At 43.6% G+C, this 21954-nt stretch carries 15 protein-coding genes; 14 read left to right on the forward strand and 1 reads right to left on the reverse strand.

From position 1 onward, the window contains the following. Positions 1–80: 80 nt before the first annotated feature. Positions 81–602: a YceI family protein gene (locus BLS28_RS25835; protein ID WP_091174596.1), complete on the reverse strand. Its 522-nt coding sequence runs from the start codon at positions 600–602 to the stop codon at positions 81–83. Positions 603–732: 130 nt separating this feature from the next. Between BLS28_RS25835 and BLS28_RS25840 the strand changes: the two genes are divergently transcribed. From BLS28_RS25840 to sov, 14 genes are all read left to right on the forward strand, one after another. Beyond that, a complete protein-coding gene (locus BLS28_RS25840) occupies positions 733–1014 on the forward strand; it encodes an acylphosphatase (protein ID WP_311084056.1) in 282 nt (93 codons plus the stop codon). A 33-nt stretch (positions 1015–1047) separates the two neighbouring features. Continuing rightward, on the forward strand, positions 1048–2568 hold the full coding sequence (locus BLS28_RS25845; protein WP_143020873.1) for an MATE family efflux transporter: 1521 nt from the start codon (positions 1048–1050) through the stop codon (positions 2566–2568). Beyond that, positions 2565–2996: a dUTP diphosphatase gene (gene dut, locus BLS28_RS25850; protein WP_091174598.1), complete on the forward strand. Its 432-nt coding sequence runs from the start codon at positions 2565–2567 to the stop codon at positions 2994–2996. Before BLS28_RS25845 ends, dut begins: the two co-directional genes overlap by 4 nt. Positions 2997–3171: 175 nt before the next feature. Beyond that, entirely contained in the window at positions 3172–4872 is a 1701-nt protein-coding gene (locus BLS28_RS25855) for a tetratricopeptide repeat protein (protein WP_176844570.1), read from the forward strand. After that, positions 4850–5635, forward strand: coding sequence for a lipoprotein insertase outer membrane protein LolB1 (gene lolB1 / locus BLS28_RS25860; RefSeq protein ID WP_091174602.1), 786 nt, complete (start codon positions 4850–4852; stop codon positions 5633–5635). The genes BLS28_RS25855 and lolB1 overlap by 23 nt, the downstream gene beginning before the upstream one ends. Before the next feature lie 16 nt (positions 5636–5651). Further along, positions 5652–6962 (forward strand): murein hydrolase activator EnvC family protein, encoded by a 1311-nt coding sequence (locus tag BLS28_RS25865; RefSeq protein ID WP_091174604.1) that lies wholly within the window; start codon positions 5652–5654, stop codon positions 6960–6962. 59 nt (positions 6963–7021) lie between these two features. Then, on the forward strand, positions 7022–7465 hold the full coding sequence (locus tag BLS28_RS25870; RefSeq protein WP_091174606.1) for a Sec-independent protein translocase subunit TatA/TatB: 444 nt from the start codon (positions 7022–7024) through the stop codon (positions 7463–7465). 32 nt (positions 7466–7497) lie between these two features. Further along, on the forward strand, positions 7498–7671 hold the full coding sequence (locus BLS28_RS25875) for a Sec-independent protein translocase subunit TatA/TatB (RefSeq protein ID WP_175490113.1): 174 nt from the start codon (positions 7498–7500) through the stop codon (positions 7669–7671). Between the two features lie 103 nt (positions 7672–7774). After that, entirely contained in the window at positions 7775–9199 is a 1425-nt protein-coding gene (gatA, locus tag BLS28_RS25880; RefSeq protein WP_091174609.1) for an Asp-tRNA(Asn)/Glu-tRNA(Gln) amidotransferase subunit GatA, read from the forward strand. A gap of 67 nt (positions 9200–9266) precedes the next feature. After that, the gene (locus tag BLS28_RS25885; protein ID WP_091174612.1) at positions 9267–10544 is read left to right on the forward strand and encodes a lytic transglycosylase domain-containing protein; all 1278 of its coding nucleotides are present in this window, start codon (positions 9267–9269) and stop codon (positions 10542–10544) included. 636 nt (positions 10545–11180) lie between these two features. After that, positions 11181–11549, forward strand: coding sequence for an iron chaperone (locus BLS28_RS25895; protein ID WP_091174617.1), 369 nt, complete (start codon positions 11181–11183; stop codon positions 11547–11549). A gap of 146 nt (positions 11550–11695) precedes the next feature. Beyond that, on the forward strand, positions 11696–13975 hold the full coding sequence (locus BLS28_RS25900) for an NADP-dependent malic enzyme (protein ID WP_091174620.1): 2280 nt from the start codon (positions 11696–11698) through the stop codon (positions 13973–13975). Between the two features lie 239 nt (positions 13976–14214). Next, on the forward strand, positions 14215–14799 hold the full coding sequence (ruvA, locus tag BLS28_RS25905; RefSeq protein WP_091174622.1) for a Holliday junction branch migration protein RuvA: 585 nt from the start codon (positions 14215–14217) through the stop codon (positions 14797–14799). Positions 14800–14823: 24 nt separating this feature from the next. Then, the gene (gene sov, locus BLS28_RS25910; RefSeq protein WP_256337539.1) at positions 14824–21834 is read left to right on the forward strand and encodes a T9SS outer membrane translocon Sov/SprA; all 7011 of its coding nucleotides are present in this window, start codon (positions 14824–14826) and stop codon (positions 21832–21834) included. Positions 21835–21954 lie beyond the last annotated feature (120 nt).

A 21954-nucleotide genomic window follows, 5' to 3' on the forward strand; every position in this document is an offset into this window, starting at 1 on the left:
AATTACACGAATAACGTCAAGGAAACATTCGTGTAATTCGATTAAATTATAAGCAATCTATACAAGGATTCGTGCAGATATCATCCTTTACTCACCGGCACAACTAAATGGATAGTAACCTCGGGCGGTGTGCCGCTTCTGTCGATGCCATACTTAGGAGGCAGTACTTTAAAATCGCCTTTAAACACGGCCTCGCTGCCTTTTTCGTCAAACGTAAAATGGATGGCTTCGGGATTGGTTTTGCCTTTCATGGTTAGCTTGCCGCTGGCAACGTAGCCGTTACCGCTTTTTGATACCGAGGTTGATTCAAATTTAATGGTTGGATAATCGTCGGCACCCAGGGCCGATTTTACGTGACTGGTTTTAATAAAGAAACCGGTTGCTGCGGTTGTAACATCGATAGTTGCCGAAATTTTAGCTTGTTCGGGATGGTCTTTATCAAATGTTATATCGGCTTTTAAGCCGCTGAATGAACCGCTTACCCTGTGGCCTTCAAAAGTTACCTGGGCTTCATCGTCTTTCACTTTCCAGTTGCCCAAAATAGCGAAAGCCGAAAAGGTTGTAAGAGCAATGATCAGGGCAGAAAAAATAATTTTTTTCATAAAATAGAATTTTAGAGTTATATCAATCAAAATAAAATGTAATGCGTTTTGTAGTGATTACGCTTGTAAAGTTAAAAGGTTGCTTAGCAGGAAAAAGTTAACTTTGCAATATCAATATACGATAATACTGATGATCAAACATATTAATATTACAGTTAAAGGCAAAGTACACGGCGTTTTTTACCGTAAATCAACAAAAGCAGTTGCCGATCAGCTTGGTGTTCGCGGTTTTGTGCTCAACGAGCCCAATGGTGATGTATACATGGAAGCCGAAGCTGATAATTCTACACTCGAAATGTTTTTGGAATGGTGTAACGAAGGGCCTCAGGACGCCGAAGTGACCGCTGTTGAAAGCCATGAAGGCGAATTGAAAAACTATCGTAATTTTGAGGTTGTTAAAAGGCGTTTGTAACTAAATACAAACCCATTAAATCGAATATCTCCATTGTCTACTATAAAAAAATTCGCCGGGCAAACTGCTATATATGGTTTAAGTACTATCATTTCCCGGATGATCTACTTTGTTTTAACGCCAATTTATACCCGTACCCTGCCGGTAAATGCTAACGGCGTTTTTACATCGGTATATGGAAGTGCTTCTATCATTAACGCCATTTTGGCTTTTGGTATGGAAACTACCTATTTCAGGTACCTGCAAAAACGTTCAGATAACAAACAGCAGGTTTATAATAATGCGTTTGGTGTTGTTATAATGGTATCAGTAATATTCCTGGTTTTTTGTGTACTATTTCTAAATCCTATTGTCAATTACATGCAGGCCGGCGTCGCTAAAGATCATGCCGACTATATTTTTTACGTAAAGTGCTTCCTCGTAATTTTAGTGCTTGATGCTTTTTGCGTAATTCCTTTTGCCCGTATCAGGGCAGAAGGCCGCCCCATAAAATACGCCATTATCAAATGCTCAAACATCGGCCTTGTAATGATGCTCAATTTGTTTTTTCTGTTCGGCGTTCCGTTTATAATAAATCACCATTTGCCATCCGGAGCGTGGATGGCAGGTTGGTACAGGCCCAATTGGGTAGGATATGTATTTTTAGCTAACGCAATAGCAAGCGGGCTTACCATATTATTGCTATTGCCCGAGATATTGCAAATGAAGCTGAAGTTTGACGGTGCCATGTTAAGCGAAATGTTTGCATACAGTTGGCCTATATTGATAGCCAATATATCGTTCATCATTAATGAGTCATTAGATAAGGTGATGCTGAAGCAAATGCTGCCCCAAAGTATCGCCGATACGCATGTGGGCATTTATGGCACCTGCGCCAAGATTGCATTATTTCTGAGTATTTTTGTGCAGGCCTTCAGGTTAGGTGCCGAACCGTTTTTCTTCAGCCATGCAAAAAACAAAAATTCGGGCGAAACTTATGCCCGCATCATGACGTACTTTGTAATTATGGTGGCCATTATATGTGTAGCACTTATTGCCAATGTTGATATACTGGCTACTCTTATAGTAGGAAAGGAAACGCATGAGGTGAAACATCATATAGTTTACAATCCGTTTTGGCAGGGCCTTGGCGTTGTACCGCCCTTGTTGTTCGGTTACCTGAGCCTTGGTATTTATATGAATCTTTCGGTGTGGTATAAATTGTCTGACCAAACCCGCTATGGCTTATATATATCTGGTGTAGGGGCGGTATTAACCGTTATTTTAAACTGGCTGCTTATTCCTAAATACAGCTATATGGCTTCGGCGTGGATCTCGTTCGCGGCCTATGCTACCATGATGGTGCTCTCGTACCTGTGGGGGCAAAAAAATTATCCCATCCCGTATAACTTAAAAAAGAACCTTGCGTATATAATTGTCTCGGTATTGTTTGTTTTTCTGTCGTTTTCAGTATTTAAACGTAATATTTTTGTTGGTAACGGGCTTTTACTTTTATTTGCGGCTGGAGCGTATTACTTTGAACGCAAAGAGTTAAAAGCTATATTTAAACGATGATCATCCGCATAATTAACAAATCAAAAAATAGTTTACCGGCTTATGAAACTGCTCATGCAGCAGGCATGGACCTGCGTGCTGATGTAGAAACTGCGGTAGTGCTTAAACCAATGGAACGTAAACTCATTCCAACAGGTTTATATATTGAATTGCCCGAGGGTTTCGAAGCGCAAATCCGCCCGCGAAGCGGCCTGGCATTTAAACATGGTATCGGTATTGTTAATTCGCCGGGCACTATTGATGCCGATTATCGCGGAGAGATCAAGGTATTACTCATCAATTTCTCGACAGAAGATTTTGAGGTCAATACCGGCGACAGGATAGCCCAGATGGTAGTTGCCAAACACGAGCGTGTTAACTGGGAGCAGGTAGAAGTACTGAACGAAACCCAAAGGGGCGAAGGCGGCTACGGACACACAGGGAAGTAATTAGAGTCAGGACTATAAGAGTCAGGAAGCAAGAAAGAAATATAGTCAAGACCATTAGAGTCAGGAAACAAGAAGAATGAAGATTGGTAAAAGCAATATTAAATTAGAAAGTACACGGAAAACACACCTGTTTTCTGCGCCTTTTCTTGCGTCTTTATTCTTGCCTCTTGCCATCTTGCCTCTAAATTCTCAGGCTCAGCATAAAAAGAACGGCGATTATAAAACACTGGCATCGGCAGGTAAGGTGATGAGTTATCAGGACAGCGCTATGGTTAAGCAGCTTTTCTTTTCGGCCCTGCGCGAAAAAACGGTTGAGAACTATAAGCTTGCCACCGAAATGTTTGAGCGCGTTTTACAGGCCGACCCTGCAAATGATGCTTCTTTATATGAACTGGCAAACCTTAAAAGGCAGCAAAATGATTTTGCAGCTTCTGAGCCTCTTTTAGAGCAGGCTGTAGCAATAAATAAGGATAACGAATGGTATTGGGCGGCATTGGCCGATAGCTACGAAAAAACCAATACCATTGATAAGCTTGAAAATGTTTTTAACCAGCTGATCAGGCTTAACCCGGATAAATCGGCGTATTATTTTGACAAGGCCAATGCTTTTACCATCCTGAAAAGGTACGATGATGCCCTTAAGGTATATGATGAGATTGAAAAATTGAACGGCCCGAGTGATGATCTTTTAGCCAATCGTCAAAAAATCTATTTAAAGCAGGGCAAAATTGACCAGGCCACTTCCGAACTGGAAAAGCAGATAGCCGCTAATCCCGGGGAGATCCGTTACTACCTGGCCCTTGGCGAAGTTTACAACTCGAACGGGTTTGCCGATAAGGCGCTTAAAGTATTGCAGCAAGCCGAAAAGCTTGATCCGCGAAATGGTTTGGTGCACTTCGCGCTGGCCGATATCTATCGCGATAAAAAGAATAACGAAGCTAGCTTTAATGAGCTTACCCAGGGATTTGCCATTCCGGATATCGGCATCGATCAAAAAATTAATATTATATCGGGATACTTTCCTAAGTTTCCGGAGGCCAATGCTAAAGCCAGCGCGCTTGAATTAAGCCGGATCCTGACCGTTGCCCATCCTAACGATGCCAGGGCTTATGCTATTTACGGCGATATGCTGATCCAGAATACCAAATATAAAGAGGCAAAGCCAGTACTTAAAAAATCGGCCCAGCTTAATAACCAGGTGTACAATGTTCAGGAACAGCTGGTGCGCCTGGATTTAGGCGACAACGACCTTGATGCCGCTATTAAAGATGGTGAAAACGCATTGTCATTATTTCCGAACCAGGCCTGGATGAACTATCTTGTTGGTGTGGCCTGGGCACAAAAAAAGGATAACAATAAGGCAGTTGGTTATCTTAAAAATGCTACTTCATTAGAACTTCAGGATAAGGAGCTACTTTCGTTAAGTTTTTCATTATTGGGCGATTGCTATCATGAGTTGAAGAATATTAAAAGCTCTGACGAAAGTTATGAGAAAGCTTTAACCTACAATCCGGATAATGCATTCACTTTAAACAATTATGCTTATTATTTATCGTTAAGGAATGAGCAGCTGGAAAAGGCGGCAGCAATGTCGGCACATTCCAACGAGTTGCAGCCTAATACGGCATCGTTTGAAGATACTTATGCCTGGATACTGTTTAAACAAAAAAAATATGCCCAGGCAAAAGAATGGATGGAGAAGGCCCTCACGCATGATAAAGACAATAGCGGGGTTAAGTATGAACATTATGGTGATATATTGTTTTTCCTCGGGAATACTGATGCTGCCGTAACTAACTGGAAAAAGGCGAAAGGCTTTGGTGAGCAGTCACCTGTTTTAGATCGTAAGATAAATGAAAAAAAATATAGCGAATAGTTTACTTATAGCTTGCTGCCTGCTGGTAATGCTAAGCTGTAAAGCACGTAAACAAGTTTTGGTTAACCGTAAGGCAGATTCGACAGCAAGGACGAGTGATATTGCCGGCAAACTGGCTGCCATAAGGGCAAACCAGGTCAATTTTACAACATTTGCGGGCAAGGCAAAAACCAAGCTTAGCATCAATAATAACAGCAATGATGTTACCCTGAATATCAGGATAGCAAAAGATAAAAGGATTTGGGTTTCCATCACAGCAGTATTAGGCATTGAAGCGGCCCGCGCCGTTATAACACCCGACAGTATTATGATCATTAACCGCTTGCAAAACGTTTACATTAAAAAGCCATTCAGTTATATATATACTTACGCCAGCAAAGAGGTTAATTATAAAACGCTCGAGTCATTGCTGATTGGCAACGCGGTGCCCGAATTGCTGAACGAGCAGTCGACCTTTGACCATGCCGATGGCAATACAACCTTAAGCGGTTCCCTGAACGATCTGGTTTACAAGCTGATACTTGGTCCGGATAATAAGGTTACGCAAACCAATTTAGATAACCAGCGCCAGGCGCAATCATTACAGGTTACCAACAATGCCTTTATCGAAGCAACAAACCGGGTATTGCCGGCGCAAATAGATATCGCATCAGTAGTAAAAGATAAAAAAATACAAGTTAATTTGCATTATACTAAGGCCGATTTTGAAGTACAGCAAAACTATCCGTTCAGCATTCCTGATGGGTACGAGCCTGGTAAATAATTAATATGTTTATTTGATGAAGTTTATAAAAGCAGTTTTCTTTTTACTATTGGTACTGGCAGCAGTTAATGTACACGCACAAAGCAGTGACGAACTGAAACGTCGTAAAGCACAGCTGAATAAAGAGCTTGAACAATTAAATGAAGATTACAATGAAACTTTAAATAATAAAAAGGCTTCATTAAAGCAGCTAAGCATACTGAAGGCACAGATAAACCTGCGGCAGGAAAAAATTGAAAATATCAACTCTGAAGTAAGATTATTGGATAATCAAATCTCTGAGAGCAATAATAACGTACGTAGCTTACAGTCGCAGTTGGATCAGCTTAAAAAGGAATACGCAGCTATGATCCTGTTTGCATACCGCAACCAGAGCGCCTATAATAAGATGATGTTCCTTTTTGCATCAAAAGACTTTAACCAGGCCTATAAACGTTTAAAATATTTACAGCAGTTTGGTACCTACCGTGAGCGGCAGGCAAACTATATCCAGGGTACACAAAAAGAGCTGCATGTTAAAATTAATGAGCTTGACCGTACCAAGAATGAAAAAAATGATCTCTTGAAAGATCAGCAAAAGGAAAAAGAAACACTGGGTAATGAACGTAATAACCAGGTTAAGGTGGTAAGCGATCTGTCGCAGCATGAAGGGATCCTGAAAAAACAACAGAGGGACCTGCAGGCCAAGATCGTTAAAACAACCCGTGCCATTAATGAGGCTATCCGCAGGGAAATTGAGGAAGCCAGGCGCAGGGCTGCTGAAGAAGAAAGACGCAGGGCTGAAGAAGCCGCAAGACTGGCCGCAGCCAAAGCAAAGGCCGAAAATAAGCCAGCGCCTGTTGCACCGGCTCCGGCTAAGCCGGCTGCGGCGCGCAGTACATCAAGTGTATTGAACGCCACGCCTGAGGCCGCTAAGCTGTCGAACGACTTTTTGGGTAATCGCGGTGGTTTACCATGGCCGGTATCCAACGGAATAATTACCCAGGGATTTGGTACCTATACCACGCCTGAGGGTATCAGGAGTGAAAGTACAGGTGTTGATATCCGTACTAACCAGGGCAGTACTGTTAGGGCTGTATTTGATGGTACGGTTGTAAAAGTGGGTGATGTGAGCGGGACCTATTTGGTAATTATATTGCATGGGGAGTATTTTACAGCTTATAGTAATTTACGGTCGGTAACTGTTGCGCGTGGGCAAAAAGTGAGCACCAAACAAGCTATCGGCACGGTGGCAACTGATCCATCGACAGGAGAAACGGAGGCGCACTTTGAAATTTATAAAGGAACAACACCCGTTAACCCCAAGATCTGGCTGGCGCCTAACTAATTAGTTATGAACTATAAGAAATTTTAATTGTATATATTTGTATCCTTAAACAGAATGCTATGTTAAGTTCAGTTTTGTTATTTTTAAATATTGGTACGGGCGAGATGGTACTGATACTTTTTGCAGCATTGATGCTATTTGGCGGCGAAAAGCTGCCCGGCCTGGCGAGGAGCCTGGGTAAAGGTATCCGCGACTTTAAAGATGCCTCTGAAGATGTTAAACGTGAGATCAATAACCAGATCAATAATTACGAGGAAAAAAAACCTGCACCTAAAGTAGAAGAAGAAAAACCGCTTTTAGATGAAAAAGCCTCCGAAGCTCCGGAAGCTGCAGCTGAGCACGAAAAGCCCGTTGTTGAAAATACTGTTCCAAATACAATCGCTATTAGCGATTATCACGTAAATACCCCGGCCGAGCCGGAACACCAAAGTCATATCAATTTAGATAAGACTGTTACCGGTAGTCATCTGGATACCGAAAAAGAAGAAGAATACAAATCATAATATAATATTAATCATACATAAAACTTAAAATCATGGGTGGATTAGGCGCACCAGAAATTATTCTGATCATCATTGCGATACTTTTATTATTCGGCGGTAAAAAAATACCTGAATTAATGAGAGGCTTAGGGAAAGGCGTTAAGGAATTTAAAGACGCGCAAAACAGCGACGGCTCATCTTCTTCATCTGAAGAAAAAAAAGCTTAATACCCTAACAGGGATTAGGTTTTAATGCCATTTTTATTGAGTATATGAACTTATCTGTTGATTTATTTCTTATTTCAACGGATAAGTTTTTTATTTTAGCCCCATGGCTAATATTTATTCCTCTTTAACCGAAATAAAGAGCGGGTTGCAACGTGCAGAAATTACTGTTGAAGGTCTTGTAAAAGGCTATTTGCTTGAAATTGAAAAAAATGCTCATTTAAATGCTTTTAATGAAGTGTTTGCTGATGAAGCGCTGATTGCTGCAAAAAACGTTGACAACAAAATAAAGAATGGCACCGCCGGCAAATTAGCCGGTATGGTTATCGGCATTAAAGATAATATCTGCTATAAAGGGCACCAGGTTAGTGCCTCCTCAAAAATCTTAACCGGTTTCACTTCCATCTTTTCATCAACTGTGGTTGAACGCCTGCTGGCCGAAGATGCGGTGATCATTGGGCGCTGCAACTGCGATGAATTTGCTATGGGTGCCACCAACGAATCATCATACTTTGGCCCGGTAAAAAACCATGCCGATGAAACTAAAGTTGCAGGCGGTTCGTCGGGTGGTTCGGCTGTGGCCGTACAAGCAGGGATGTGCCATGCCGCTTTAGGTACGGATACGGGTGGTTCGGTAAGGCAACCAGCTTCATTTTGCGGCGTTGTTGGTTTAAAACCAACATACGGCACAATTTCAAGGCACGGTATTATCGCCTATGCTTCATCGTTTGACCAGGTTGGTCCTATCACTAAATCGGTAGAAGATGCTGCATTATTGCTGGAAGTACTCGCAGGTCCGGATGAATATGACAGTACGTTATCACAAACTCCGCCGCCTGCATCATATACTAATCTTCAAAAGCCGGGAAAAAAGAAGATAGCTTACCTGCAGGAAGCAATATCAAGCCCTGGTGTTGACACCGAAGTAAAAGACAACCTTGTACAATACATCGATAAGCTGCGTGCCGATGGGCATACAGTTACCCCGATAGCTTTTGAATTGTTGGATTATCTGGTGCCAACTTATTATATCCTGGCCATGGCCGAAGCATCATCAAACCTGGCAAGGTACGATGGTGTGCATTACGGTTATCGCAGTCCGCTGGCTACAGATTTACAGTCTACTTATAAACGTTCCCGTTCTGAGGGTTTTGGTAAGGAAGTAAAGCGCCGTATTATGCTGGGTACTTTTGTTTTGAGCGCGGGGTATTACGATGCTTACTACGCTAAAGCACAAAAGGTACGCAGGCTGATCCAGGAAAAAACTAATGAAATACTGGAAGAGTATGATTTTATATTGGTACCGTCGGCGCCCGAACCGGCTTTTGAAATAGGTAAGGAAGAGAAAGATCCAGTGGTAATGTATCTTTCTGACATATTTACCGTACAAGCCTCATTAACCGGTGTACCGGCCATATCAATACCTACGGGCAATAACAGCAACGGTTTGCCGTTAGGTTTACAGTTATTAACAAAGCACTTTGGCGAACAGCAACTGTTAGATTTTGCCAAATATTTTCTCGATCTGTAATAAAAAATGATATTTTAGTAAAATGCTGATGCTTTGGGCATTATAAATTAATCAAATCCCTGAATAAATGAAGAGATTATTTACGCTGACCATTTGCCTCTTATCACTCCAGGTTTTACAAGCCGAAACAAACACAACCAATTCGGCAAAGTCAATTAAGCAAATAAGCCGGGCAACCAAATTTAACCCCGATATTGTAAACGCCGACACTACTATTTTACCGGTGCTTAACCAGTCGTTGCCGGTAAGTACATACGGAGGTTTGTACAAGCGCCGGTTAGATTCCATTCGTAAAGATATCCAGCTTGATTATAATGAATATGTACAGGGTTATATCGATCTGTATATGCACAACCGCGATGAAATGGGCCAGGTTGCAGGCTTAACCAAATATTACTTCCCCATATATGAAAAGGCTTTCCGCGAAGCCGGGATCCCCGAAGAAATAAAATTTCTGTCGATTGTTGAATCAAAGCTTGATCCGAACGCGGTATCAAGGGTAGGGGCCACAGGTCTTTGGCAGTTTATGGGCACCACGGCAAAAACTTATGGCTTAAACATGGATAACTATGTTGATGAACGCCGTGACCCTATCCAATCGAGCTATGCCGCGGCTGCCTATCTGAAGGATGCCTACCAGGAATTTGGCGACTGGCTACTGGCCATTGCCTCATATAATTGCGGTAAAAGCAATGTGGAACGCGCTGTTGAAAAGGCCGGTGGTGTAACCGATTTTTGGAGCATCCGCCAGTATCTGCCTGTTGAAACCCGTGGCTATGTGCCTGCTTTCATTGCCATGAATTATGTGATGCATTATTTTAATAAACATAACATTGTTGCACAAGCCTGCAATTTCTCTACCCGTACCGATACGGTGATGGTAAAAAGGGTAGTGCCGTTAAGTAATGTTGCCCAGGCGCTTGATGTGAGTTTAAGAGAGATTACGATCCTTAACCCATCGTACAGGATGGCGGTAGTTAACGGAAGTCCTAAAACACCACGCAGGCTTATTATTCCTCAAACTGCAAAAGATCATTATGCTGCATTATATAATGTATTAAATGGCGTTAATGCGCCTGTGCAACCAACACCTGCAAGGCCCGCTACTTATGCCGCTGTTCAATATACCCCGGCAAAATCCGAACGCCGAATGCCAACCCACCATAAAGTAAAAAGAGGCGAAACGCTTGCTTCTATCGCTGATATGTTTGGCTGTGAAGTATCAGACCTTAAAGTTTGGAACCATCTTAAAACTAACCGGGCAACAGTAGGGGCCATGTTAAAAGTATCTGCCGGCGAAGTTGCTGCCAATGTGCAGGATGACGGGCAGTATTCAAAGAATTAATTTTTTTTCGGAGATTCCGATGTCTGCAAGTCCGAAAGTTGAGATCCAGCTTTCGGATTTTTATTTTTATAAGGTTATTAAAGTCATTTTTCCACCGCTTGGCCCCAGCCGAACCATGGCTTTTGGGGTTAACACTGTTTTTTGATTATTTTGTTGATTTTCAGTGTTTTGAGTATAGATAACCCCAATTTCTGTTAACCCTGTTAACCCCCCTCGCCGCCGCTCGCCTCCTGACGGGTGGCAACTATCAAGCAGCCTCCGGCCGCCGGAGCAAAAGCAGCTTAGACCGCTATACCCGGAGTTTTTAAACTTACGCTCGTTTACAAACCTACCGTGTACCCATATCTTTAAAAAAAATGTCATTTCGACAAAGCTGGGCAGGCCTAAGTATAGGAGCGAAAGAGAAATCTTATACGCCCTGTAGAGCCGCTTTACATAGTTTAGAGCTGGATGTATAAGATTTCTCCTCACCACATCCGCACATTCCCCAACAGGTTCGTCGAAATGACATCTTCTTTTAATTCATAATAATAATTAAAAGATATGGGTACACGGTAGGTTTGTAAACGAGCGCAAGAGATGATTCCAAAAGCGAAAAAAGCTTCGTAGATTTATTTCAACCAATCACTCATCAGCATGGAAAAGCCAAAGGAAAATATTGACGAATATATTGCCGGTTTCCCGGCAGATGTTCAACAAAAACTGCAATTGGTACGTGAAACGATCAAAGCCGCTGCGCCAGATGCCGAGGAGGCTATCAAATACGCTATTCCAACCTTTGTGCTCAATGGCAACCTGGTGCACTTTGGTGGCTTCAAAAATCACATTGGTTTTTACCCGGCCCCGCAGGGATTGGAAGAATTTAAAGAAGAATTGTCAGGTTATAAGGGAGCCAAAGGCTCGGTTCAGTTTCCGCTTGATGAGCCTATGCCTCTTGAGCTGATCACCAAAATTGTAAAGTTCAGGGTGCAAAAGAACCTGGAGAAAGGGAAGAAGAAAAAGTAGAATTTTGCTAAATGCAATCTTTTAAACACATCTTATCAAAACTTTAACCGTATTTTATCCTCTTTTTAACATAATCGCAAAAAGGGGCTTTTTTATGTTTGTTCCATAAAAAGAATTGTAATTTTGGGCGCTTCAATTTGAAAAAAATGAATAAAACTAACCGAAAACAGGACGCGCTGAATTACCACTCGCAAGGCCGTCCCGGAAAGATACAAGTTGTACCTACCAAACCAACAAATTCGCAGCGCGACTTAACCATGGCCTACTCGCCCGGTGTGGCTGAACCATGTTTAAAGATTGCTGACAATACCGAAGATGTTTATAAATATACCGCCAAAGGTAATCTTGTAGCCGTGATCAGCAACGGTACTGCCGTACTTGGCCTGGGCAACATCGGCCCTGAGGCCAGCAAACCTGTAATGGAGGGTAAGGGTCTCCTGTTCAAGATCTATGCTGATATTGACGTGTTTGATCTTGAATTGAACGCCAAAAGTGTAGATGACTTTGTAAACATTGTAAAAGCGCTTGAGCCCACTTTCGGCGGTGTAAATTTAGAAGACATTTCGGCCCCAACCTGCTTTGAAATTGAGCGCAGGCTAAAAGCCGAAATGAATATTCCCGTAATGCATGATGATCAGCATGGTACCGCCATTATATCGGGGGCAGCTTTAATGAATGCCTGCGAAATCCAGGGAAAAAAACTCGACAAAATAAAAATGGTAGTTAACGGTGCGGGCGCCGCCGCGGTATCGTGTTCAAAAATGTACCTGTCATTAGGGGTTAAAAAAGAGAACCTGGTGATGTTTGATATCAATGGTGTGCTAAACCAGGAACGCACCGATCTTGACGAGATCAGGATGGAGTTTGCTACTGACCGCAAAGATGTTAAAACACTGGCCGATGCCATGAAAAATGCCGACGTATTTGTCGGTCTTTCGGCAGGTAATGTGGTAACCCCCGACATGCTGAAAACCATGGCTAAAAAGCCCGTTGTTTTTGCTATGGCCAACCCGGTACCCGAAATTGATTATGACCTTGCAGCCGGCACACGCGATGATATTATTATGGCAACCGGCCGTTCCGATTTTCCTAACCAGGTAAATAACGTGCTTGGTTTCCCTTACATTTTCCGCGGTGCGCTGGATGTAAGGGCTACTGCCATTAACGAGGAAATGAAGATTGCCGCTACACACGCCATTGCCGAAATGGCTAAAAAGCCGGTTCCCGAAGCCGTTAACCTCGCTTATAACCTTACTAACCTGAAATTTGGCAAGGATTATATCATCCCGAAACCAATGGATCAAAGGCTGATCACCGAGGTATCCATGGCGGTGGCAAAAGCGGCCATAGCTTCAGGTGTAGCCCGTAAGGTGATCACCGATTGGGATGCATATGCAGAGGAGCTGAGGGTGCGCCTGGGTACTAATGATAAGCTGCTGCGTAACCTTACCGCTAAAGCAAAACAGAACCCTAAGCGCGTTGTATTTGCCGAGGCCGATAATTATAAGATCTTAAGATCGGCACAGATAGTGAAAGAGGAAGGTATTGCCACTCCTATTTTACTGGGCAATATCGACAGGATCAAAAAGATCATCCATGATAATGACCTTGATTTGGGCGATGTTCATATTATTGATCCACGGGAAGGATGTGAGCATATGGATGAGTATACCGAGTTTCTGTATAACAAACGCCAGCGCCGGGGGATTACCCTGTACGAGGCTAAAAAGCAATTGGTAGACCGCAACTACTACGGCGCTTGTATGGTGCAGTTTGGCCGTGCCGATGCGCTGATCTCAGGTTTAACCAAAAACTATGTAACCACAGTGAAACCTGCCCTGCAAATTATCGGTACTGAAGAAGGTGTGAACCGTGTTGCGGGCATGTATATGATGATCACCGCTAAAGGCCCTGTGTTTTTTGGCGATACAACGGTGAACGTAAACCCATGTGTGAATGATTTGGTTGATATTACCGTGCTGATAGAACGCTCGGTAAAGCAATTTAATATCAGCCCGAGGATAGCTGTATTATCATACTCCAACTTTGGTTCGAACGAAGGGGAGATACCGGAAAAAACCAGGGAAACAGTAGCGATACTGCACGAAAAATACCCCGACATGGTTGTCGACGGCGATATGCAGGCCAACTTTGCGCTTAACGCTGATTTGCTTGATGATAACTTCCCGTTCTCAACACTCAATGGTAAACCGGCCAATACACTGATTTTCCCTAACCTGGAGTCGGGTAATATTGCCTATAAACTTTTGCAGGAAATAGGCGGCGCCGAAGCAGTTGGGCCGATATTGGTTGGCTTAAAAAAACCCGTGCATGTGTTGCAGTTAGGCAGTTCGGTACGTGAAATTGTAAATATGGTTACTATTGCAGTGGTTGATGCACAGGCAAAAGCTGCCGCCAACAGTTAAATAGAACTCCCTCTAAAGTTCCCCCGGAAGGGAGGGTTTGAGTAGGGTTAGTAATACATCTTTGATAAAGACGCTGGTATTTAAATACTTAGCGTCTTTATTTTTTAAGGTGAGTATAACGCAGCTTTTTGTTTGTCATTATATGAACATAATGACGCCGGAATTTTATCTTTGGATAATCACTGTAAAAGCTATCTGCCATTAACATCATTGTTTAAAAATTAATAAAGTAATAATATATGTATGATTATATTAGTGGAAAACTAATGTTCAAAAGCCCGTCGTATGTGGTTATAGATGCGGGAGGGGTAGGGTATCATATTAATATTTCGGTAAATACCTATTCGGGCATTAGTGACGACGAAAAATGTAAACTCTTTGCATGGTTACATGTAAAGGAGGACGCGCACACACTTTACGGCTTTGCTACGGAAGGTGAACGCAGGTTGTTCTTACATTTGATCTCTATTTCGGGTATCGGGCCAAATACGGCAAGGATGATGTTATCGTCCATAAGCCCGGCCGAGATCCAGGCGGCTATTGTGAGCGGTAATGTTTCATTGATCCAGCGGATAAAAGGAATTGGGCCAAAATCGGCTCAGCGGATTATTTTGGAGCTGCAGGATAAGCTGCGTAAGGAAGGCCCCGATACTCTAACTGTTGTGCCGGTGAGCCAGACGGTTAAGGATGAAGCACTATCTGCATTAGTAATGCTGGGCTTTGCGCGTAACGTTGCCGAAAAGGTATTAGACCAGGAGATCAAGAAAAATAATGGCGAATTAACGGTTGAAGAACTAATTAAGTTCGCGTTAAAAACGCTATAATTACGGATAAATATCTACTAACTTTTGATCAAAGTATTTACTTATAAGACACTTATAAGTGTGTTGTTCATTGTGGTGTTCGGGGGGCTGGGAAATGTTTATGCACAACAAAAGCCCTCGCCTGCGGCTAAAAATGATACAACCAAATCAAATGCACCAATAAACCTGACCGCGCCACGAAGCCAGCGGATGAGGGAAGGTATTTTCAATACCGACCCGGCAGGCCTGGTACGTACCATTGAATATGATCCGGCCACAAACCGTTATATTTTATACGAAAGGGTAGGTAATTTACTTTACCGCCCCCCGCAGTATCTTACGTTTGAGCAATATTTAAAACTTAAAGAACGATCGACCCAGCGGGGCTATTTTCAGCAACTGGCAGATAATTATGCCTATGATTCGCAGCAGCCAGGGTTTATACCGCCTATAAAGGTCAGGAGCCGGACGTTTGAGCAGATCTTTGGCAGCTCGGTGATTGATATCCGTCCGCAAGGATCAGCAGAGATGATCATGGCCGGGCAGATAAATAAAAACCAAAACCCGCTTTTTAACACCCGCCAGCGCAGCCAGTTTAACTTTAATTTTGATCAGCGCATTCAACTCAACGTAACCGGTAATATAGGCGATAAGTTAAAGATCACCACCAATTACAATACCGACGCGCAGTTCCAGTTTGAAAACCAGATAAAGCTGGATTATACAGGCTCGCCCGACGAGATCATTCAGAAAATTGAAGCCGGTACGGTTAGTATGCCGCTTAATACCACGCTGATCACCGGTAGTCAGGCGCTTTTTGGCGTTAAAACCAAGCTGAAATTTGGACGGCTGGATGTTACCAGTATCTTTTCGCAGCAACGCTCACAGTCAAAAACGATAACTATTACCAATGGTTCGCAACAGGGTGAATTTAGGTTGACCCCTGCCGATTATGAGGCCAACAAGCACTTCTTCCTGTCGCAATATTTCAGGAATAATTATAACAGGGCGCTTGCCAATATCCCAATAATCAGCTCCAATGTAAACATTACTAAAATTGAGGTTTGGACAACCAACCGTACCAATGTAACTACCGATTCGCGCGATATATTGGCTTTCATGGACCTTGGTGAAAATAACCCATACAATAAAACCAGGATAGTAGGCGGCGGCAGCGCTCTGCCTGCGGGTTTTAAAGGGCCAGGTTTCGCCCAGCAATCAAACAACCTGTTATCTGTTTTGCCGCAAAATGCAAGGCTCACCAACTCCAATGATGTCGCCAGCTTTTTCCAGGGATCGGGCAATACGGATAACTATTCAAAACTAACTTACGCCCGCAAGCTTACTGATAAGGAATATACCCTGCACCCGCAGTTAGGTTACATCTCCCTAAATTATCCCTTGAATAATGACGAGGTGCTGGCGGTAGCTTATCAGTATACCGTTAACGGTGTGCAATACCAGGTGGGTGAATTTAGCAGCGATGTTGCGGTTAACCCAAATACGCCTAATGTGCTTTTTGTGAAATTGCTGAAAGGCGAGTTATTGAAAACCAATCTGCCTACCTGGGATTTGATGATGAAAAACATTTACTCCCTCGGTGCTTTTCAAATAGCCCCTACCAATTTTAAATTAACGGTAACCCGTCTTGATGATAAAACGGGGATCGAAAAAACGGTAATGGAAGAGGGGCAAAACCTAAAAGGTAAACTTTGGCTCCAGGTAGCAGGGCTTGATAACCTCAACCAGCAAAGCGATAAAAAACCGGATGGCTACTTTGACTTTTTAGAAGGAATCACCATCGATTCGCAAAACGGGCGGATTTCGTTCCCTGTGGTGGAGCCTTTTGGTTCGGACCTGGCATCCAAATTTACCCCGGGCGAGACCGACCTGGTTAAACGATATGTTTATCAACCATTGTATGACTCAACCAAAACTATCGCGCAGCAATATTTCCCGGCATTAAACAGGTATGTAATTAAGGGGACTTATACCTCAACAGGAGGTTCGGAGTACCAACTAAATGCAGTTAACATTCCGCAGGGATCGGTAAACGTAACCGCTGGTACGGTAAAATTGCAGGAGGGCAACGATTACACGGTTGATTACAATTCCGGGCGGATCAGGATCCTGAACCAGGCACTGTTATCTTCCGGCCAGCCTATTACCGTAAAGCTGGAGAATAATGAATTGTTCGGCGTGCAGCAAAAGTCATTGTACGGCACCAGGCTTGATTATCATGCCAGCGATAAACTTCAGTTAGGTGCTACTTTGATGCACCTCACCGAACAGCCTATCACCCAAAATGAAATTGCCGGCGAAGAATCCATCTCCAATACCATTTGGGGGTTTGATGCCAATTACAGTTCAAACTCCAGGTTTTTAACCAGGTTGGTTGATAAGATCCCCGGCATCCATACCAAAGTGCCATCGTCCATTAATTTTTACGGCGAGTTTGCCAAACTGATGCCTGGCAGTCCCGGTGCATTGAATTTTGCAGGCTCCAAACACGGCACATCTTATCTTGACGATTTTGAAAACAGTCAATCGGTAATAGATATTAAAGGAGCTAACAGCTGGCAAATTTCAGGAACGCCGCAATTGTTTGGAGAATCGGCTTTGTTTGATAACCTGAGCTATGGCTATAACCGTGCCCGCCTGGCATTTTATAATATCGACCCGATATTTTATACCAATACAGGTTCCATCCCCATATCAAGAAGCGAGCTTTCCAACCATTATGTAAGGCAGGTAATTGAGCAGGAAGTTTTCCCTTACAAGCAGTCGGCTACCGGGCAACCGATTAGCCTGGCTACGCTCAACATGGCTTTTTATCCAAGTATCCGTGGGCCGTACAACTATGCTACCACCGGCATTAATCCCGATGGTACCTTACAAAACCCTAAAACACGCTGGGGTGGTATGTTCAGGAAGCTGGAAACAAATGATTTTGAATCGTTGAACGTATCCTACATCGAGTTTTGGATGCTTGATCCGTTCATATACAAACCAAACTCGGCTGGTGGCGACTTGTACTTTAACTTAGGTTCGATATCAGAAGATATTTTAAAAGATGGACGTAAAAGCCTGGAAAATGGTTTGCCTGTTGACGGCGACCTGACCAAGGTGGATGAAACCAGCTGGGGGCGGGTGTCTAAACTACAGCCGGTTATTAATGCTTTTGATAACAACCCCGATGCCCGTAAACTGCAGGACGTTGGTTTGGACGGCATGAACGACCAGGATGAGCAAACCAAATTTGCCCCGGTTGTTCAGCAGATAAAAGGACAACTGAACGCGCAGGCCGCTACTACCATCGCTGCAGACCCTTCGTCAGATGATTATCAGTATTACCAGGGCGCAGCGCTCGACCAGGCCCGTGCCGGCATCCTCGACCGTTATAGCAAATACAACGGCACCGACGGTAACTCGAAAACGGCACAGCAATCGCAGGCAGAGCTTGGCTTGCAAAACTCGGCTTCAACATCCCTGCCCGATGGCGAGGATATTAACCGGGACAACAACATGAGCCAGGAAGATTCATATTTTCAATATAAAGTATCCATGCGCCCGGCAGATATGGTTGTAGGGCAAAATTACATCAGCGATAAAGTTACCGCACAGGTAAAACTGCCCAACGGAACAACACAGGCGGTTAACTGGTACCAGTTCCGCATTCCGATTACTGATTATCAATCAAAAGTGGGCAACATCCAGGATTTTAAGGCAATCCGTTTTATGAGGATGTTCATGACCAACTTTGCCGATACTGCAGTACTGCGTTTTGCGACCCTGGAACTGGTGCGCGGCGAGTGGCGTGCTTTCAATACCGAAAAAAATCCGTTGAATGTTATTGCCGATCCTGCTATCCAAAACCCACCGATAGATAATTCGACCGTCGACGTGCAGGCCGTAAATATTGAAGAGAACGGTAACCGCACGCCTATACCTTATGTGGTGCCGCCCGGTATTAACCGCCAGCGTAATTACAATAACCTGCAAACCAATACCAAGCTCAACGAGCAATCACTGTCCCTTAATATAAAAAGCCTGCGCGATGGATATTCAAGGGCCGCCTTCCGTACTTTTTATAATGACCTGCGCAAATACAAACGCATGCAGATGTTTATCCATGCCGAGGGTGATTATTTGAAGGATAATGACCTGAACGCGTTTATCCGCCTCGGGGTTGATTACCAGGATAACTATTATGAATACGAATTGCCTTTAAAAATAACCCAGCCGGGTACCAGCGATGCAGGAGCAATATGGCCGGATGTTAATGAAATGGACCTGGAGCTTGATTTGCTGATCCGGGCGAAGCTTGCACGTAATCACTCCAACGTGGCCTACAACCAGCTTTTTAAATACACCGAGGGTGATAAGGTAGTTTATATCAAGGGCCAGCCCGATTTAAGCAAGCTGCGTACCATTATGCTTGGCGTGCGCAATCCATATAAAGGCACAAATGTTTTGCCCGATGATGGGTTGGATAAATCAGGAACTGTTTGGTATGATGAGCTGCGCCTTACCGATTTTGATCAGCGCGGGGGATGGGCCGCAACCGCGAGGATTGATGCCAAGCTTGCCGACTTTGCCGATATTACCGTATCGGGCAGTAAAACAACTATTGGTTTCGGTACCCTTGATTCAAGGCTGAATGACCGGAGCCAGAGTGATGATCAAACCTATGACGTATCGGCCAATGTTGAGCTCGGCAAGTTTTTTCCGGATAAAAGCGGCATCCATATCCCGGCATACATCAATTTGTCATCACAAAGGAGCATGCCGCAATATGATCCCGGAGCGCCGGATGTTGAGCTGAAGGCATCGCTGGCGGCGGCAACGAGCACCAAAGAGCGTGACTCTATCCGGAATGCGGCTATTGACATTACCACCCGCAAAAGCATCAACTTTACCAACGTACATAAGGCACGTACAAACCAAAATGCCCTTAACCATATTTGGGATATTGAAAACTTTAATGCCACTTATGCCTACACCGAATACAATCACAATGATTTTGTGACGCAGAATGATGTGGAGAAAACCTATAATCTCACACTTGCTTATAATTATACCAATCAGCCCAAATACTACAGCCCATTTGCCAGGATCATCAAAAGCAATATGCTGGCCCTGTTCCGGGATTTGAACTTTAGCCTGCTGCCGTCGCGATTGAATTTTAGCATCAATTTTAACCGCTTTTATTCGGAGAATACCCTGCGCGATAATGATCCTAATAACTATATTCCTATCCCGACAACTACATTCAACAAGTATTTCAACATAACCCGTGTATACGGCATAGGCTGGAACCTGTCAAAATCATTACAGATGGATATTGACGCTACCAATCTTTCGGTTGTGGATGAACCCGCCGGTCGGATCAATGGTTTAAAGCGCGATACCCTTTGGGATAACCTGAAAAAACTGGGCCGTACAACCAATTATAACCACACTATCAACTTTAATTATACGGTACCTATTAACAAAATTCCGGGATTGGATTGGATATCGGCAGTAGCTCGTTACAGTACACACTTTAACTGGCAAACACAGCCGCTGTTTGCTATCAATAGTACCGCTTATGATGTTGGTAACAGTATTCAAAACTCAAGGGCAATCCAGCTTAACCCAACCCTGAATATGGTGTCGCTGTATAACAAGTTCCCTTTTATCCGTAAGGCCAATAATCCCAATAAAAAGAGCAATATCCTGATAGGCCTGCTAACCAGTATTAAAAACCTGAGCGCAACCTATACCCGTACCCAGGGAACGTTTTTACCGGGATACTTACCGCAGTCGGGCTTTTTTGGTGCAGATGGTAATGCCCCCGGGTTTGGCTTTTTACTGGGCAGCCAGGCAGATATCCGGGGCAGGGCTGTCGCTAACGGCTGGATCACCACCGATACCCTGCAAAATCAGTTGTATACCACATCGTTAAACGAGGACATGCACTTCAGGGGGATTATTGAACCATTTAAAGATCTGCGGATTGAGCTTAGTGCATTTAAAACCCAGGATCATAATTATCAGGCCAATTTTAAATACCTGGCATCGAGCAATAGTATCGAAACATTAAGCCCGGTTACATCGGGTAACTACAGTGTATCGTTCCTTACCATTGGTACCGCCTTTGAATCGGCAAAGGGGATAAACAATGTTTCATCTACATTTAAGAAATTTTTGGATGCCCGCGCTGTGATATCGCAAAGATTAGGGCGTACCAACCCAAATTCGGCAGGGGGTGCTGATGGCTATGCCGATGGTTACGGGCCAAATTCGCAAAATGTGCTGGTGCCTGCGTTTCTGGCAGCATATGCAGGTAAAAATGCTTCGGGCAGTAACCTGTCGCAATTCCCAAAAATTCCTATTCCTAACTGGCAGGTAACGTACAATGGCTTAGGTAAGATCTCCTGGTTCCAGGATATTTTTGATTCGTTTGACCTGAGCCATGGTTACCGTTCATCATATAATGTAAGCGGCTTTATCTCGCTGCTGCAATATCGCGAAGCTAACGGCGCTGCCACTTCGCGCGATTTAAATAATGATTTCCTGCCGTTGTACCAGTTTTCGCAGGTTACCATTTTTGAGCAGTTTGTGCCTTTGCTGGGTGCAAGCGTACGTTTCAAAAACAGCATGACCGCCAATGCCGAATATCGCCAGAGCCGCTCGCTCAGCTTAAGTATGCTTAACAGCCAGTTGGCGCAGCAAAATGAAAAGATCATTGTTTTTGGTTTTGGTTACCACACCAAAGATTTCCATTTTCCGTTTGGCTGGTTTGAAGGCATTCAGCATAAGGACGTGAACTTTAAGCTCGATTTTTCATTGCGCGATAATAAAACGCTCATTTACCGTGCCGACGTTGAATCGGCTGAGATCTCATCGGGTGCACAAAATATTACCGTAAGGCCCTCTGTTGATTATGTGATCAACCAGCGTTTTAATCTGAATTTGTTTTATGATTCAAACCTTACCAAACCCTATACTTCGCAAACGTTTAATACTTCATTTACCAATTTTGGGATTAATTTGAAGTTGTTGCTGCAATAAGGCTGATTTGAAGATGGGTTAATTTGCAGATTTGAAAATGAAAGACCCCGTTCCCTCGGGTCGCTCACAATTTAAATTAACTTCCGTCCCCTCTGGGTCTCTCGGGAGAGGACCCTAAGG

The sequence above is a fragment of the Mucilaginibacter gossypii genome, from assembly GCF_900100945.1.
Classification (GTDB): domain Bacteria; phylum Bacteroidota; class Bacteroidia; order Sphingobacteriales; family Sphingobacteriaceae; genus Mucilaginibacter; species Mucilaginibacter gossypii.

Excerpts from the sequence above, each read along its gene's own strand:
- BLS28_RS25895 (WP_091174617.1), top strand. The coding sequence starts at position 11,181 with ATGGAAAAGCCAAAGGAAAATATTGACGAATATATTGCCGGTTTCCCG.
- BLS28_RS25870 (WP_091174606.1), top strand. The coding sequence starts at position 7,022 with ATGTTAAGTTCAGTTTTGTTATTTTTAAATATTGGTACGGGCGAGATG.
- BLS28_RS25885 (WP_091174612.1), top strand. The coding sequence starts at position 9,267 with ATGAAGAGATTATTTACGCTGACCATTTGCCTCTTATCACTCCAGGTT.
- ruvA (WP_091174622.1), top strand. The coding sequence starts at position 14,215 with ATGTATGATTATATTAGTGGAAAACTAATGTTCAAAAGCCCGTCGTAT.
- BLS28_RS25865 (WP_091174604.1), top strand. The coding sequence starts at position 5,652 with ATGAAGTTTATAAAAGCAGTTTTCTTTTTACTATTGGTACTGGCAGCA.
- lolB1 (WP_091174602.1), top strand. The coding sequence starts at position 4,850 with ATGAAAAAAAATATAGCGAATAGTTTACTTATAGCTTGCTGCCTGCTG.
- BLS28_RS25840 (WP_311084056.1), top strand. The coding sequence starts at position 733 with ATGATCAAACATATTAATATTACAGTTAAAGGCAAAGTACACGGCGTT.
- gatA (WP_091174609.1), top strand. The coding sequence starts at position 7,775 with ATGGCTAATATTTATTCCTCTTTAACCGAAATAAAGAGCGGGTTGCAA.
- BLS28_RS25875 (WP_175490113.1), top strand. The coding sequence starts at position 7,498 with ATGGGTGGATTAGGCGCACCAGAAATTATTCTGATCATCATTGCGATA.
- dut (WP_091174598.1), top strand. The coding sequence starts at position 2,565 with ATGATCATCCGCATAATTAACAAATCAAAAAATAGTTTACCGGCTTAT.
- BLS28_RS25900 (WP_091174620.1), top strand. The coding sequence starts at position 11,696 with ATGAATAAAACTAACCGAAAACAGGACGCGCTGAATTACCACTCGCAA.
- BLS28_RS25835 (WP_091174596.1), bottom strand. The coding sequence starts at position 602 with ATGAAAAAAATTATTTTTTCTGCCCTGATCATTGCTCTTACAACCTTT.